At 71.5% G+C, this 15323-nt stretch carries 12 protein-coding genes; 7 read left to right on the top strand and 5 right to left on the bottom strand.

The genetic code is table 11. The features are described from left to right. The first annotated feature begins 68 nt into the window (after window positions 1-68). Genes AB0H93_RS24880 through AB0H93_RS24870 form a run of 3 tightly spaced genes read left to right on the top strand, consistent with a single transcriptional unit; the run spans window position 69 to window position 2907 of the window. On the top strand, window positions 69-839 hold the full coding sequence (locus AB0H93_RS24880; RefSeq protein WP_358575532.1) for an IclR family transcriptional regulator: 771 nt from the start codon (window positions 69-71) through the stop codon (window positions 837-839). Continuing rightward, complete coding sequence (locus AB0H93_RS24875; protein WP_358575531.1) at window positions 836-2062, top strand: CoA transferase; 1227 nt, start codon at window positions 836-838, stop codon at window positions 2060-2062. Before AB0H93_RS24880 ends, AB0H93_RS24875 begins: the two co-directional genes overlap by 4 nt. Then, the gene (locus AB0H93_RS24870; RefSeq protein WP_358575530.1) at window positions 2059-2907 is read left to right on the top strand and encodes a citryl-CoA lyase; all 849 of its coding nucleotides are present in this window, start codon (window positions 2059-2061) and stop codon (window positions 2905-2907) included. Before AB0H93_RS24875 ends, AB0H93_RS24870 begins: the two co-directional genes overlap by 4 nt. A gap of 4 nt (window positions 2908-2911) precedes the next feature. Here AB0H93_RS24870 and AB0H93_RS24865 read toward each other — a convergent pair whose 3' ends face one another. The 5 genes from AB0H93_RS24865 to AB0H93_RS24845 form a co-directional block, all read right to left on the bottom strand. Continuing rightward, window positions 2912-4609 carry a formate--tetrahydrofolate ligase gene (locus AB0H93_RS24865; protein ID WP_358575528.1) on the bottom strand — a complete coding sequence of 566 codons (1698 nt, stop codon included), beginning with the start codon at window positions 4607-4609 and terminating at the stop codon, window positions 2912-2914. Then, window positions 4606-5448, bottom strand: coding sequence for a methylenetetrahydrofolate reductase (locus AB0H93_RS24860; protein ID WP_358575527.1), 843 nt, complete (start codon window positions 5446-5448; stop codon window positions 4606-4608). The genes AB0H93_RS24865 and AB0H93_RS24860 overlap by 4 nt, the downstream gene beginning before the upstream one ends. A gap of 16 nt (window positions 5449-5464) precedes the next feature. Further along, window positions 5465-6658 carry a glycine cleavage T C-terminal barrel domain-containing protein gene (locus tag AB0H93_RS24855; RefSeq protein ID WP_358575526.1) on the bottom strand — a complete coding sequence of 398 codons (1194 nt, stop codon included), beginning with the start codon at window positions 6656-6658 and terminating at the stop codon, window positions 5465-5467. A 101-nt stretch (window positions 6659-6759) separates the two neighbouring features. Next, entirely contained in the window at window positions 6760-9231 is a 2472-nt protein-coding gene (locus AB0H93_RS24850) for an FAD-dependent oxidoreductase (protein WP_358575524.1), read from the bottom strand. A gap of 333 nt (window positions 9232-9564) precedes the next feature. Then, window positions 9565-10221 carry a GntR family transcriptional regulator gene (locus AB0H93_RS24845; RefSeq protein ID WP_358575523.1) on the bottom strand — a complete coding sequence of 219 codons (657 nt, stop codon included), beginning with the start codon at window positions 10219-10221 and terminating at the stop codon, window positions 9565-9567. Between the two features lie 96 nt (window positions 10222-10317). Here AB0H93_RS24845 and AB0H93_RS24840 point away from each other — a divergent pair, with 96 nt between their 5' ends. From AB0H93_RS24840 to AB0H93_RS24825, 4 genes are all read left to right on the top strand, one after another. After that, entirely contained in the window at window positions 10318-11538 is a 1221-nt protein-coding gene (locus AB0H93_RS24840) for a sarcosine oxidase subunit beta family protein (protein WP_358575521.1), read from the top strand. Between the two features lie 64 nt (window positions 11539-11602). Beyond that, a complete protein-coding gene (locus AB0H93_RS24835) occupies window positions 11603-11869 on the top strand; it encodes a sarcosine oxidase subunit delta (RefSeq protein ID WP_132483390.1) in 267 nt (88 codons plus the stop codon). Continuing rightward, window positions 11866-14718, top strand: coding sequence for a 2Fe-2S iron-sulfur cluster-binding protein (locus AB0H93_RS24830; protein WP_358575519.1), 2853 nt, complete (start codon window positions 11866-11868; stop codon window positions 14716-14718). The genes AB0H93_RS24835 and AB0H93_RS24830 overlap by 4 nt, the downstream gene beginning before the upstream one ends. Continuing rightward, window positions 14705-15319: a sarcosine oxidase subunit gamma family protein gene (locus AB0H93_RS24825; RefSeq protein WP_358575518.1), complete on the top strand. Its 615-nt coding sequence runs from the start codon at window positions 14705-14707 to the stop codon at window positions 15317-15319. The genes AB0H93_RS24830 and AB0H93_RS24825 overlap by 14 nt, the downstream gene beginning before the upstream one ends. The last annotated feature ends 4 nt before the right edge of the window (window positions 15320-15323 follow it).

Here is a 15323-nt window from a genome sequence, read left to right as displayed (position 1 = left end):
GTGTCGCAGAATGGTATGGTTGTGCCACTAGATGGTCCATGGTGATATCCGAAGGCAAGGAACGGCCCATGCAGAGCTCAGCAGGAGAAGGCGGCGAGGGAGTGCGCAGCGTGCTGCGCGCACTGGATCTGCTGGCGCTTTTCGATGATTCCCACCGTTCGCGCAGCGTGCGGGAGCTGATCGACGCCACGGGGCTGCCGAAGTCCACAGTGGTCCGCCTGGTCGCCACGCTGGAGCAGCGTGGGCTGCTCTGGTCTCGTGGGGACGGTCGTCTCACCCCGGGTGGCGGGCTGCTGCGCTGGGCGCAGCTCGCGCAGGATGCCTGGCAGCTGCCGCCCGAGGCGGTCGAATGCCTGCGCGTCCTGTCGGTCGAGGCGGGCGGTGAATCCTCGCGCATCTACATCCGGCAGGGCATCTCGCGAGTGTGCGTCGCTCAGCACGAGGGGACTCAGCAGCTGCGTCATGTGGTGCGCATCGGTGCGGCGATGCCCTTGTGGGCGGGCGCGTCCGGGCACGTGCTGCTCAGCGGAGGCGCGGACCAGGACCTGCACCGCGCGGCGCTGGCCGCCGGGCGCGGCCCGGGTTTCGAAGCGGTCCTGGCCGAACGGGTGCGCCGGGCCGGCGACCAGGGCTGGGCGGTCAGCCACGGCGAGCGCGAGGACGGCGTGTCCGCCGTGGCGGCGCCCATCACCGATGCGACCGACCGGGTCGTCGCCGCGGTGGGCCTCGGCGGCCCCACCACCCGCTTCACCGAGGAACGCGTCAGCGCGTTCGTGCCCGTTCTGACGAAGGCGGCCGAGCGGCTGTCGGATCTGCAATTCATCGGAGGTACCGCGTGAGCGAACAGCTCCCCCCGCGTCCCGCCAACCTGCTCGCCGGCGTCCGCGTGCTGGACCTGACCAACGTGCTGGCCGGGCCCTTCGCGGCGTACCAGCTGGCGCTGCTGGGAGCGGATGTCGTCAAGGTGGAGATCCCCGGTGCCGGCGATCTTGCCAGGCGGCTGGGTGCGGACCCGGCGCTGAACGAGGACGGCCTCGGTGCCTCCTTCCTGGCGCAGAACAGCGGTAAGCGTTCGTTGACGGTCAACCTCAAGTCGCCGCGGGGGCGCGAGGTCCTGCTTCGCGCCGTGCGGCAGGCCGACGTGCTCGTGGAGAACTTCCGCCCCGGCGTCCTGGATCGGCTCGGGCTCGGCTGGGACGTGCTGCGGGAAGCCAACCGAGGGCTGGTGTGCTGCTCGATCTCCGGTTTCGGCCAGGACGGCCCGCTGCGCGACCGGCCCGCGTACGACCAGATCGTGCAGGGCCTGTCCGGGATGATGAGCGTGACCGGCACGCCCGAAACCGGGCCGCTGCGCGCGGGCTACCCGGTCGCCGACACCCTCGGCGGCATGGCCGCCGCCTTCTCCATCGCCTCGGCGATCGTGCACCGCGACCGCACCGGCGAGGGCGTCCGGCTCGACGTTTCCATGCTGGAGGCGGCGCTGACCGCCATGGGCTGGGTCGTCTCCAACCAGCTGATCGCCGGTCAAGAGCCGGTCCCCATGGGCAACGACAACTTCACCGCGGCGCCGTCGGGAACGTTCGCCACCGCCGATGGCATGCTCAACATCGCAGCCAACGAACAGCGCCAGTTCACCGCCCTGTGCCGGATCCTGGAACGTCCGGAACTGGCCGAGGACCCGCGTTTCGCCGAACGCGCGGCGCGCAAGACGAACCGCCACGAGCTGACCGCGGAGCTCGAGAAGGCCCTCGTCGCACGGACCGCGCCGGAATGGGAGCGGCTGCTGGCCTCCGCCGGGGTTCCAGCGGCATGCGTGCTGACCGTCCCGGAAGCGCTGGACCACGAGCAGATCGCCGCCCGGGACTTCGTCCACGAGCTGCCCTTCCCCGGCAGCCCGGGGCGCGAGCTGCGGGTGCTCGGCAGCCCGATCCACGTCCGAGGCGCTGCGCCCGGGCCGCAAGCCCCACCACCGCTGCTCGGCGAACACACCGACGATCTGCTCGCCGAACTCGGCTACGGCGTCGAGGAAATCGCCGAGCTGCGCGAAGGAGGAGCGGTATGAACACCCCTGCCTTCGACACCGCAGAGGAGTACGAGGACAAGGTCACCGGCTGGTGGCGCACCGGCGTCAGCCGCATCCGGCCGGGGGAGATCCTGCTCCGCGGTTACCCCGTCGAGCAGCTGATCGGCCAGCTGTCCTTCGCCGACACGATTTGGCTGATGCTGCGCGGCGAACTCCCCACCGCGGCCCAGCGCCGGTTGCTGGAGGCCGCGCTGGTCGCGGCCGTCGACCACGGGCCCCAAGCGCCGTCCATCGCCGCGGCCCGGATGGCGGCCACCTGCGGACTCGGCCTGAACAACGCCGTCGCCACCGGGGTGAACCTCCTCGGCGACGTGCACGGCGGAGCCGGTCAGCAATGCATGCAGGTCCTGGCAGATCTCGAACAAGCCGCATCCCAGGGCGCCGATCTGGACGCGGCGGCCGAACGACTCGTGGCCGACTACCGCGCCGACCGCCGCCACGTTCCCGGATTCGGTCACCGGTTCCACCCGCGCGATCCACGCCGTGACCCGCTGCTGGCGCTGGTGGCGGAGGCCGTGACGACCGGAGAAGTTCCCGGCCGGGCACTGCGCGCCGGAACAGCCCTGGAACGCGCGTTGTCCCAGGGCCGCAGCCGCCCCGTCCCGATGAACATCGACGGCGCGACCGCCATCATCTACCGCGAGCTCGGGTTCCCGCCCGAACTCGGCAGGGGGCTGTTCGTCCTCTCCCGCAGCGTCGGCATCCTCTCCCACGCCTGGGAGGAGAAGTCCCAGAACACCCGCATCAAAGGCCCGCTGCCGCGCCCCCTGCTGCCCGCCTACGACGGCCCCGCTCCTCGCGATCTGGGCCCGCGGCACGCCTGACACCTCAGTTCAGGCCGGTGATCTGGCCGTGGTCGTCGATGTCGATCGTCTCCGCCGCCGGGTGGGAGCCCAGGCCCGGCATCGTCCTCATCTCACCGCAGATCGGGTAGATGAAGCCCGCGCCCACCGAGGCCCTGACCTCCCGGACCGGGAGGGTCCAGCCCGTCGGGGCGCCGAGCAGCGCCGGGTCCGAGCTCAGCGACAGGTGCGTCTTGGCGATGCACACCGGCAGGTCGCCGAAGCCGTTCGCCTCGTAGCCGTCCAGGGCCCGGGCCGCCGCCGGCAGGTACGACACGCCGTCCGCGCCGTACACCTTGGTCGCGATCGTTTCGATCTTCGCCCGCAGGTCCGCCGAATCCGGGTACAGCAGCTGGAAACCGTTCGGCTCCTCGGCCGCCGCCACCACCGCTTCGGCCAGCTCCACCGCGCCCTTGCCGCCCTCCAGGAAGTGGTTGCTGATCGCGACGCGCGCGCCCTCCGCCTCGGCGACCTGCCGGATCGCCTCGTGCTCGCTGCGGTAGTCGGTCGGGAACGCGTTGATCGCCACCACCGGCGACACCCCGTGCAGGCGGATGTTGTCGATCTGCTTGCGCAGGTTCGCCGCCCCGGCCAGCACGTCGTCGGGGTTTTCCGCCAGCATCGCCGCAGGCAGCGGCTTGCCCGCCACCACCTTGTAGCGCCCGGAGTGCGCCTTCAGCGCGCGCACCGTCGCCACCAGCACCGCCGCGTCCGGGCGCAGGCCCGAGGTGCGGCACTTGATGTTGAAGAACCGCTCCGCGCCCATGTCGGCGCCGAAGCCCGCCTCGGTGACCACGTAGTCCGCGCAGCGGCTGGCGAGCCGGTCGGCCACCACCGACGAGTTGCCGTGCGCGATGTTGCCGAACGGCCCCGCGTGCACCAGCACCGGCGTGTTCTCGGTGGTCTGCATCAGGTTCGGCTTGATCGCCTCGCGCATGATCACCGTCATCGCCCCCGCCGCCCGCAGCTGCTCGGCGCTGACCGGCGAGCCGTCGCGGGTGTAGCCGACGACGATGCGGCCCAGCCGCCGCCGCATGTCCTGCAGCGACGTGGAGAGCGCGAGCACGGCCATCACCTCGCTGGCCGCCGTGATGTCGAAGCCGGTCTGCCGCGGCGTGCCGTCGAGCCTGCCGCCCAGGCCCGTGACGATGTTGCGCAGGTCCCGGTCGTTGACGTCCAGCACCCGCCGCCAGGTGATCCGGTTCGGGTCGATGCCCAGCGAATTCCCCTTGTCCAGGTGGTTGTCCAGCATCGCGGCCAGCAGGTTGTGCGCCGCGGTGACCGCGTGCATGTCGCCGGTGAGGTGCAGGTTCAGCGCCTCCATCGGCACCACCTGGCTGTAGCCGCCGCCCGCGGCGCCGCCCTTGATGCCGAACGTCGGGCCCATCGACGGCTGCCGGATCGCGACCGCGGACCGCTTGCCGAGGTGCCGCAGCGCCTGGCCGAGCCCCACCGTCGTGGTGGTCTTGCCCTCGCCCAGCGGGGTGGGCGTGATGGCCGAGACCACGACGTAGCGCGCGGTCGGCCGCTCGGGCAGCTCGTCGAGCGCGTCCAGCGAGATCTTCGCCGCGCTGCGCCCGTAGGGTTCGAGCAGGTGCGCCCCGATGCCCAGCTGGGCCGCGACGTCCTCCAGCGGCAGCAGCGCGGTGGCCCGGGAGATGTCCAAATCGGACGGAATGCTCATGCGGGGACCTCCCGTAGTCTGGCGACCAGGTCGTGGCGCCATTGCAGGGTCTTCGCGATCTCGTTGAACGTGAAGAAGTGCCAGCCCGCGATGCCGAGGTCCGGGTCGGCGAGGTGGGGGGACAGCTCGCCGAGCAGTTCCTCGGGCGTGTAGCGGGTGAGCAGCTTCGACACCACGCCGTGCTGCTTGCGCAGGAAGCGCATCGACTCGCCGAGCCCGATCTTCAGCGAGATCCGCAGCAGCCGGTGCGCGTCCACCACGCCCGGCACCCCGATGTGGATCGGCAGCACCAGGCCGCGGGCCCGCACGGCCTTCACCCAGGCCGCCACGGTGTGCGGGTCGTAGCAGATCTGCGAGACGACGTAGTCGGCGTAACGGGACTTCTCGGCCATCGCGCGGATCGTCGAGGCGTCGGAGATGAACGCGTGCCGCTCGGGGTAGCCGGTGATGCCCACTCGCGCGGGCCGCCTGCCCAGCTCGTCCATCGCGCGCAGCAGCGCCAACGCGTCCGGGAAGTCGCCGCGCGGCTCGGGGGAGTCGCCGGCCACCACGAACACCTCGGACAACCCGAGCCCGTCCGCGCGGTCCAGCAGCGCGGTCAGGTGCGCGTTGTCGGCGATCAGGCGGGCGGCCAGGTGCGGCACCGCGCGCAGGCCGCGGCCGACCAGCTGGGCGGCGACGTCGAGGGTCGCCTCGGTGCCCTTCGACGGGGAGGAGGTGACGGTCACGGTCGTCCCCGCCGGCAGCAGCTCGGCCTGCTCGACCGCGCCGCGCAGCGGCAGCACCTCGAACCGGGCGTTCATCAGGTACTGCTCCAGTTGCCCGACGTTGTCGTCCATCGCGATCACCTCCTCTTCACGCCGTCCGGACGAGTTTTTTCGGGATGTCCTTGGTGGGATCCAGGAACGGCTTCTCCACGACGACCGCTTCCTGCGGGCCGTGCTGGGTGTCCACGACCAGCTCGGTGCCCAGCTCGTGGTAGGCGATCGGCACCATCGCGTAGCCGATGTTGCGGTCCAGCCGCGGCGAGTAGCAGGCCGAGGTGACCTCGCCAATGCGCAGGCCGTGCGGGTCGTGCACGTCGAAAGTGTCGATCATCGCGCCGTCGTTGAACGAACCCACGCTCGGGCCGCCGATCTCGACGCCCACGAGCTTGCGGCTGATGCCCTCGTCCTTGATCCGCCGCAGGGCGGCCTTGCCGACGAAGTCGGCCTCCTGGTCGAGGTCGACCATCCAGGTCTTCTCGAAGCCGTAGCCCACCTCGAACGGGTTGGTGTCGTAGGTGATGTCGCAACCCCAGGACAGGATGCCGGCCTCGATGCGCCGGATGTGGCACGGCCCGATCACCTTCAGGTCATGCGGTTTCCCGGCCTCCCAGATGGCGTCCCACAGCTTCACGCCGTCGCGGCTCGCGTCGTGCAGGTAGATCTCGTAGCCGAGCTCGGCGGTGTAGCCGGTGCGCGACACCACCACCCGCATGCCGTCGAGCTCGCGGTCGACGGCGTAGTAGTAGGGAACGTCCAGGATGGACTCGCCGAACAGGTCGACCAGCACGTCCCGCGACTTCGGCCCCTGGACCTGCACCGGTCCGACGTCCGGCTCCCGGATCTGCACGTCCATCCCCAGGTTGTGCGCCAAGCCCTTCGCCCACAGCAGCACGTCGCTGTCGGCCAGCGACAGCCAGAAGTGGTTCTCGCCGAGCCGCAGCAGCACCGGGTCGTTGATGATGCCGCCGTCCTCGGCGGTGACGAACACGTACTTGCACTGCCCGACCTTGCACTTGGTCAGGTCCCGCGGCACGAGCATGTTGGTGAACTCGAACGCGTCGGGTCCGGTGATCTCCACCTGCCGCTCGACGCCGACGTCCCACAGCGTCACGCCTTCCAGCAGCGCCCAGTACTCGCCGATCGGGTCGCCGTAGTGGCGGGCGTGGTAGGTGTGGTTGTACACGCTGTAGAGGCCGACGCCGTGCCGCCGGGAGGCGTGGAAGAACGGCGACTTGCGCAGGCGCGGGTAGAGCAGGACGCCGGGGTTCGGGTTGATGCTCATGACTGGTTCCTCCTGGTCCGGGTAGCGGGGTGTGCGGCACCCGCACCGCTGGCCGATCACCGCGGCCGGGCGCTTTTCAGGTCTGGCGGGGGATGCGCCGATCAGCAGCGCATTCTGGTCATCTCGGGGTCGAACACGGGGTCAGCGACGACCGTCGCCGGATGTCGCTGGTCGAAGTAGGCCACCCGCACGGGGGTGCCCGGATCGGACAGCTCGGCGGGCAGCCACGCGTAGGCGAGGCTCGCTCCGACGCTGTGCCCATAGCCGGCGCTCGTCGTGAAGCCGACGGGGGCGTCGTCCGCGAACACCGGCTCGGATCCCATCAACACGGTGCCGTCGTCGATCCTCAGACAGCACAACCGCCGCCGCGGGGCCTGCTCCCGGCGCCGCAGCAACGCGTCCCGCCCGATGAACTCGCCCTTGTCCGCCTTCACCGCGAAGGCCAGGCCCGCTTCATCGGGATCGTGCAAGCTCCACATGTCCGCCCCCCAGGCTCGGTATCCCTTCTCCAGGCGCAGTCCGTTGAACGCGCCGCGGCCGCCGGGGAAGATGCCGTGCTCGGCGCCAGCGGCGGCCAGCAGGTCCCACAGCCGCCTGCCGAACTCCGCCGAGGTGTACAGCTCCCAGCCGAGTTCGCCCACATAGGACAGTCGCAGCGCGAGCACCGGCACCTCGCCGACGAACAGCCGCTTCGCGCGGAAGAACCGGAAGGCCTCGCGCGAGACGTCCCGGTCGGCCAGCGCCGCGAGCACGTCCCGGGCCTGCGGCCCCCACAGGCCGATGCAGCAGGTGCCGCCGGTGATGTCGCGGACCTGGACCGTCTCGTCGGCGTGGCGGCGCAGCCAGGCGATGTCGCGCGGGCCGTTGCAGCCGACCTGGAAGGCGTCCCGCGCCAGCCGGGCGACCGTGATGTCGGCCCGGATGCCCGCGGTGGGCTCCAGCATCAGCGTGTAGGTGACGTAGCCGGGCGGCCGGTCGAGCTGGTTGGTGGTCAGCCGCTGCAGCAGGTCCAGGGCGCCGCGGCCGCAGACCTCCGCCCGGGGTAGGGAAGTCATGTCGTACATCGCGACTCGCTCACGGGTGGCCTGGTGTTCGGCGCCGACGATCGGGGACCAGTAGCGCCCCGCCCACGGCCCAGGCTCGGCGATGTCGCGGCCGTCGACCAGGGACTTGTTGCTCTCGTACCAGTGCGGTCGCTCCCAGCCGTTCGCCTCCAGGAACACCGCGCCGAGCTCGCGCTGCCGGTCGTGGAACGGGCTGGTGCGCAGCGGGCGCGGGTGCTCCGGCGGCTGCTGCGGATGGATGATGTCGTAGACCTCGCGGAAGCTCTGCGCGCCGCGTTCGCCCACATAGGACGGACTGTGCGCGAAATCCTCGAAGCGGCGGAGATCGGCCTGCCGCAGGTCGATGCCGGGCACCTCACCGGCCAGCCACTGCGCCATCGCCCGGCCGACCCCGGCGGCGTGGGTGATCCAGACGGCCTCGGCGACCCAGAAGTTGCCGACCTCGTTGGACGGGCCGAGCACCGGCATGCCGTCGGCGGTGAACAGGAACAGGCCGTTCATGCCCTCGGCGATCTCGGTGCGGCGCAGCGCGGGCAGCAGCTCGCGGGCGTCCGCCCACGGCCCGGCGAAGTCCTCGGGCGTGAACGGCTGCACCGACGCCATGCCCTTCCAGCCGCCGCCCTCCGACGGCGCCTCGGCGCCCGCGCCCGGCGCGGCGGTGGGCAGCAGGTCGTCGCTGCGCACCGGGATCGCGCGGTGCTGGTAGGAGCCGATGCCGTAGCGGTCGTGGATCTGCCGGAAGTACATGGAGCTGTCCTGGTGCCGCAGGATCGGCTGCCGGACCTCGCCGTCGCCCGGCTCCAGGCCCGGCACCGGGCTGGTCACGGCGTACTGGTGCGCCAGCGGCTGCACCGGGATCGACACCCCGGCCAGCCGGCCGACCTTCGGGCCCCAGATCCCCGCGCAGCACAACACGGTCTGCACCGCCACGTCACCGTTCGAGGTGTGCGCGGTGCGGACCTTTCCGCCTTGGACGTCGAAGCCGATCACCTCGGTGTTACCGGCGAACCGCACGCCGAGCCGCTTCGCCTCGCGCGCCATCGCTTCCGCTGCGCGGACCGGCTTGGCGATGCCGTCGGTGGGCACGTGCAGGCCGCCGTGGATGCGCGCCGGGTCGATCTGCGGGATGCGCTCGTGCACCTGCAGCGGGTCGAGCAGCTCGCCCCGGATGCCCCACGCGGTGGCCAAGCCGAGCTTGCGCTGGAGATCCGCCCAGCGCTCCGGAGTCGTCGCGACCTCGATGCCGCCGACCTGGTGGAAGCAGGGCAGCCCGTCGAGTTCCAGCCCGGCGTAGCAGCGGACGGTGTCGGCGGCCAGGCGGCTCATCGTCTCGGACGGGTTGGTCTGGAAGACGAGGCCGGGCGCGTGGGAACTGGATCCACCGGTGGCGAACAGCGGTCCCTGCTCCACCACGAGGACATCGGTGATCCCGAGGCGCGCCAGGTGGTATGCGGTGCTGCACCCCACGATGCCGGCCCCGACGACGAGGACTTGGGCGCTCGAATCCATCGCTGCCGCCTTGTTGCGTCTACGACAACTCTCCGCGTGTATCGCAACAGTGCGCTTCGACCGAGGGCCGCGTCAAGGACGCGCGGGAGTCAAATTTCGGCACCGGCCGACCGAGGGCCGGAGACGGCCCGGAGGCCACGCGCGGTGCCCCGGCGCGTCCGTCCGGGCGACGGCGACCGGAACGGATCAACGCGAATCCGCTCCGGATCAACGCGGATCCCGTTGCCGGCAAACGAGATCCCCAGGATCTCGATCAGGTGCACCTGGCCGCGTGCCCGGGTCCGGCCGCAATCCCAATGGAAATCGGATCTTCGATTTCCATTGGGATTGCGGTCAGATCAGCCGGCGGATGGCCTGCTCGAAGTGGTCGACGTGCGCGACCGCGATGCGGTCCGCGCGGTCGGCGTCCGCGGCGATCACCGCCTTGAGCAGTTCCGCGTGCTCCTCGACGTGCTCGGAGACGTCCGGCAGCCGGTCGAAGAACAGGTGCCAGATCCGCAGCGCCAGGTTGTAGTACTGGCCGAGGGTGCCTTCGAGGTAGCGGTTGTGGGTGCAGCGGTAGATCGTGCGGTGCACCCGCGAGTCGACGTCCATGATCACCGCCTGCTCGCCGCCGAGGCCATCGGTCAGCACCCGCAGCTCGTCGAGCTCGGACCGCTCCGCCTCGGTCGCGCGCTCGGCGGCGCGGCGGGCGGCATGTCCTTCCAGGCGCCGGCGCACGTCGGCGATCAGCGCGTGGTCGGTGATGTTGACCTCGGTGACGAAGCTGCCGCGGCGCGGGTAGATCGCCACCAGCGACTCGGCCTCCAGCCGCTTGACGGCCTCCCGGAACGGGGTGCGGCCGATGCCGAGCTCGGTGGTCAGCGGCTCCTCCTGCACCGGTGCGCCGGGCGGCAGCCGCAGGGTCAGGATCAGGTCGCGCAGCGTCAGGTACGCGCGCTCGGCCTGGGAGAGCGGGTCGCCGGATCGGGAATTGACGGCTGCGGGCACGTCTCGTAGCCTACCCGAAAGACTGACATATCAGTTGTCGATGACTTCAACTCATGGCATTTCCCCTGGTAGAACCTGCTCCTGCGGGAGGCTGCGGTGTCACGTCCCCTGCTTCCAGAGCCGCCGCCGCGGCTGTGGCGCACCCCGGAACCCAAGCGGCACTACGAGGTGGTGATCGTCGGTTCCGGCGGCCACGGCCTGGCGACCGCCTACTACCTGGCGCGCAACCACGGCATCACCGACGTCGCGGTGCTCGAACGCGGCTGGCTGGCCGGCGGCAACATGGCGCGCAACACCACGATCATCCGCTCCAACTACCTCTTCGACGCCAGCGCGGCGCTCTACAACCACGCGCTGGACCTGTGGGAGCAGCTGCCCGCCGAGCTGGAGTACGACTTCCTGCTCAGCCAGCGCGGCGTGCTCAACCTCGCGCACACCGAGCAGGAGGTCCGGGACTCCCGGCGGCGGGTGTTCGCCAACCGGCTCAACGGGGTCGACGCGGAATGGGTGGAGCCGGCCGAGATCGCGGAGCTGTGCCCGATCCTGAACCTCTCCGCCGGCATCCGGTACCCGGTGCTGGGCGCGACGCTGCAGCGGCGCGGCGGGATCGCCAAGCACGACCACGTGGCCTGGGCGTTCGCCCGCAAGGCCGACGAGCTGGGCGTGGACCTGATCCAGGGTTGCGAGGTAACGGGATTCGAGACCGACGGCGACCGGGTGACCGGCGTGCGGACGTCGCTCGGCCCGATCGGCGCGGGCCGCGTGGCGCTCGCGGCGGCCGGCCGGACGACGCTGCTGACCGACACGCTCGGGCTGCGCCTGCCGCTGCAGAGCCACCCGCTGCAGGCGCTGGTGTCGGAACTGCTGGAGCCGATCCACCCGTGCGTCGTGATGTCCAACCACGTGCACGTCTACTGCAGCCAGGCGCACAAGGGCGAACTGGTGCTGGGCGCGGGCATCGACTCCTACAACGGTTATGGCCAGCGCGGATCGGTGCACGTGATCGAACGCCAGATGGCCGCGGCGCTGGAGCTGTTCCCGATCTTCGCGCGGGCGCACGTGATCCGGACCTGGGCGGGCACCGTGGACGTCACGCCGGACGCCTCGCCGATCATCGGGCCGACGCCGTTCGAGAACCTCTTCCTCAACTGCGGCTGGGGAACCGGCGGTTTCAAGGCCACGCCCGGCGTGGGCTGGGCGTACGCGCACACGATCGCCACGGGGAGCCCGCATCCGCTCAACGAGCCGTACGGCCTCGACCGGTTCCGCACCGGAGCCCTGATCGACGAACACGGCGCAGCCGCCGTCGCCCACTGAGCTCGTGAGCGTTTTGGACCGCCATGGCAATCCAAAGCGCTCACGACCCCGTTTGGAGGCCCTGATGCTTCTGATCCATTGCCCCTGGTGCGGCGACCGGGACGAGACCGAGTTCCACTACGGCGGTCAGGCCCACGTCGACTACCCCGACAGCCCCGCCGACGTCGACGACGCCGCCTGGGCCGAGTACCTGTTCGTGCGCGACAACCCGCGCGGGTTGTTCCACGAGCGCTGGACGCACTCCGCGGGCTGCCGGCGCTGGTTCAACGTCGTCCGCGACACCGCGACCAACGAGATGCACCCGGAGATGCCCGGAAAGGTGGCGCCATGACACGGCTCACTCCTCCTTCCCGCCTGCCGGAGGGCGGTCGCATCGACCGGACCCGAACGCTGCGCTTCACCTTCGACGGCATGGAGTTCGCCGGGCATCCCGGCGACACGCTTGCCTCGGCGCTGCTCGCGAACGGCCGGATCGAGGTGGGCCCGTCGATCTACCGGGACCGCCCGCGCGGCATCGTCACCGCCGACAGCACCGAACCGAACGCGCTGGTGCAGGTGCTCGATGGCGGCCCGGAGCCGCTGGTGCCCGCGACGCGGCTGGAGCTCTACGACGGCTTGCAGGTCGCGAGCCTCTCGGGCATCGGCTGGCTCAGCAACGCGCCGGATCCCACCGTCTACGACAAGAAGTACGTGCACGCCGACGTCGTCGTGGTCGGCGCCGGTCCCGCCGGGATCGCCGCCGCGCTGGCGGCCGGGCGCAGCGGCGCCCGGGTGGTGCTGGTGGAGCAGGGCCGCGAGCTCGGCGGGTCGCTGCTGGACGGCGGCGAGCGCATCGACGGCCGGCCCGCCGACGAGTGGATCTCCCGCGCGGCAAGGGAATTCGTCGACCTGCCCGAGGTGCGGGTGCTGACCCGCGCCACCGCCGTGGGCCACTACGACCACAACTACCTGCTCATCGCCGAGCGCCGCGGCAACCGCCAGCGGCTGTGGCACGTGCGCGCTCAGCGGGTGGTGCTGGCCACCGGGGCGCACGAGCGGCCGATGGTCTTCGCCGACAACGACCGGCCCGGCATCATGCTCGCCTCGGCGGTGCGCAGCTACATCAAGCGCTTCGCGGTGCTGCCGGGCCGGGAGGCCGTCGTGGTCACGACGTCCGACAGCGCTTACCAAGCGGCGCTCGACCTGGCCGCCGCGGGCGCGCGCGTCCGCGCGGTCGTCGACACCCGGCCCGAACCGCCGCAACGGCTCGTCGAGCAGGCCCGGTCGATCGGCGCCCAGGTGTTCACCGGCTCCGCCGTCGTCGGTACGACGGGGGACCGGCGGGTGTCGTCCGCGCGGATCGCCGAGATCGACGACGCGGGACTGATCGCCGGCCCGCCGGTGGACGTCGGTTGCGATCTGCTGGCGGTGTGCGGCGGCTGGAGCCCGGCCGTGCACCTGTTCAGCCAGGCGGGCGGCGCGGTGCGCTGGGACCAGCTGGTGGCCGGGTTCGTGCCGGCGCAGAAACCCGGGCTGCCCAAGGTGATCGGGGCCGCGCGCGGCACCTACGACCTCGCCGGCTGTCTCGCCCAGGGCCTCTCGGCCGGCGCCGAGGCGGCGACCGCGAGCGGCTTCCGGACCGCCGCGCCGCCCGTCCCGCCGGTGACCGGCGACCGGCCGGTCGCGCAGCCGCGCCCGCTGTGGCTGGTGCCCGGCGAGTCCGGCGAACCGGCGCGGTGGACGGAGCACTTCGTCGACCTGCAACGGGATTCCACGGTCGCCGACGTGTGGCGCGCGGTCGGCGCCGGGATGCGCTCGGTCGAGCACGTCAAGCGCTACACCACGATCGGCACCGGCAGCGACCAGGGCAAGACCTCCGCCGTGAACGCCATCGGCGTGATCGCCGACGCGCTGCTGGCCGAATCGCCGGGCGAGGTGGGCACCACGACGTTCCGGCCGCCCTACGTGCCGGTGTCGTTCGCGCTGCTGGCCGGGCGAGACCGGGGCGTGCTGCACGACCCGGTGCGGACCACGCCGATGCACTCCTGGCACGTGGCGCACGGCGCGGAGTTCGAGAACGTCGGCCAGTGGAAGCGCCCCTGGTACTACCCGCTCCCCGGCGAGGACATGGCCGCGGCGGTGCGGCGCGAATGCCTGGCGGCGCGCACCGGGGTGGCGATGCAGGATGCGACGACGCTGGGCAAGATCGAGATCGTCGGGCCGGACGCGCCGGAGTTCCTGAACCGGATCTACACCAACGCCTTCGCCAAGCTCCCGGTCGGCAAGGCCCGCTACGGCGTCATGTGCACCGCGGACGGCATGGTCTTCGACGACGGCGTCTCGATGCGGCTGGCCGAAGACCGCTACCTGATGAGCACCACGACCGGCAACGCCGCGGTGGTGCTGGAGTGGCTGGAGGAGTGGCTGCAGACCGAGTGGCCGCACCTGGCGGTGCACTGCACCTCGGTCACCGAGCAGTGGGCGACGGTGGCGGTGGTCGGCCCGGACTCGCGGGAGGTCGTCGCGCGCGTCGCGCCCGACCTGGACGTCTCGGCGGAGGCGTTCGGGTTCATGGAGTTCCGGGAAACCGTGCTGGGCAACGGGATTCCGGCGCGGATCAGCCGGATCTCTTTCTCCGGCGAGCTGGCGTTCGAGGTCAGCGTCGCCTCCTGGTACGGCCTGGCGGTGTGGGAGGCGGTGCACGAGGCGGGCCGGGACTTCGGCATCACGCCTTACGGCACCGAGACGATGCACGTGCTGCGGGCGGAGAAGGGGTTCGTGATCGTCGGGCAGGACACCGACGGCACCGTGACCCCGCACGACCTCGGCATGGACTGGGTGGTGTCGAAGCGCAAGGACTTCATCGGCAGGCGCTCGTTCGCCCGCCCGGACACCGCGCGAACCGACCGCAAGCAGCTGGTCGGGCTGCTGCCGCTGGACCCGGCGGAGCTCCTGCCGGAGGGCGCGCACCTGGTCGAGCCCGGCACCCCGCTGGAGCCGCCGGTGCCGATGCTCGGGCACGTCACGTCCAGCTACCGCAGCGCGATCCTGGACCGGACGTTCGCGATGGCGTTGGTGCGCAACGGAAGTCAGCGCATCGGCGAGGTGCTGGACGTGCCGCTCGACGGCCGGTCGATCCCGGTCGAGGTGACCAAGCCGCTGTTCTACGACGTCGAAGGAGCCCGCCGTGACGGTCGCTAGCCCCGCACAGGTCGACACCCTGTCCCTGCGCCGCAGCCCGCTCGCCGGCCGCGCGGCGGAGTTCGCCGCGATCGGCACCGATCGGCTGCGGCTGGCGGAGGAACCGTTCCTGACCCAGGTGAACCTGCGGGTGCACCCCGGCAGCCCGGCGGTGGCGCGCGTCGAGCACGCGCTGGATCTCGCGCTACCGCACCACGAACCGAACCTCGTCTCGGGCGACGAGAACGCCGCGGCCCTCTGGCTCGGCCCGGACGAGTGGCTCCTGGTGGCCCCGGACGGCCGCGCGGCCGAGCTGGTCGCCTCGGTCCGCGGCGCGCTCGCGGACTCGCTGGGATCCACAGTGGACGTATCCGCGAACCGCACGGCGCTGCGCCTGTCCGGCCCGCTGTCCCGCGAGGTCCTCGAGAAGATCTGCTCCCTGGACCTGCACCCGAGGTCCTTCGCCCCGGGCCGCTGCGCCCAGACCCTGCTGGGCAGAACCCAGGCGATCCTCTGGCAGCTGACCCCGGAACCGGCCTACCGGATCCTCGTCCGCAACTCCTTCGCCGACTACCTGGCGGACCTGCTCCTGGACGCGGTGCAGGAGTTCACCGCGCCCTGACCGC

The sequence above is a fragment of the Saccharopolyspora sp. NPDC050642 genome (assembly GCF_040654735.1).
Taxonomy (GTDB): Bacteria; Actinomycetota; Actinomycetes; order Mycobacteriales; family Pseudonocardiaceae; genus Saccharopolyspora; species Saccharopolyspora elongata.
The sequence above is the reverse complement of the archived record's forward strand: the minus strand, read 5'-3'. Positions and strand labels throughout refer to the sequence as shown.

Coding starts and splice junctions, on each gene's coding strand:
- AB0H93_RS24880 (WP_358575532.1), top strand. CDS start 69: ATGCAGAGCTCAGCAGGAGAAGGCGGCGAGGGAGTGCGCAGCGTGCTG.
- AB0H93_RS24870 (WP_358575530.1), top strand. CDS start 2,059: ATGAACACCCCTGCCTTCGACACCGCAGAGGAGTACGAGGACAAGGTC.
- AB0H93_RS24860 (WP_358575527.1), bottom strand. CDS start 5,448: ATGGACGACAACGTCGGGCAACTGGAGCAGTACCTGATGAACGCCCGG.
- AB0H93_RS24865 (WP_358575528.1), bottom strand. CDS start 4,609: ATGAGCATTCCGTCCGATTTGGACATCTCCCGGGCCACCGCGCTGCTG.
- AB0H93_RS24855 (WP_358575526.1), bottom strand. CDS start 6,658: ATGAGCATCAACCCGAACCCCGGCGTCCTGCTCTACCCGCGCCTGCGC.
- AB0H93_RS24835 (WP_132483390.1), top strand. CDS start 11,603: ATGCTTCTGATCCATTGCCCCTGGTGCGGCGACCGGGACGAGACCGAG.
- AB0H93_RS24850 (WP_358575524.1), bottom strand. CDS start 9,231: ATGGATTCGAGCGCCCAAGTCCTCGTCGTCGGGGCCGGCATCGTGGGG.
- AB0H93_RS24830 (WP_358575519.1), top strand. CDS start 11,866: ATGACACGGCTCACTCCTCCTTCCCGCCTGCCGGAGGGCGGTCGCATC.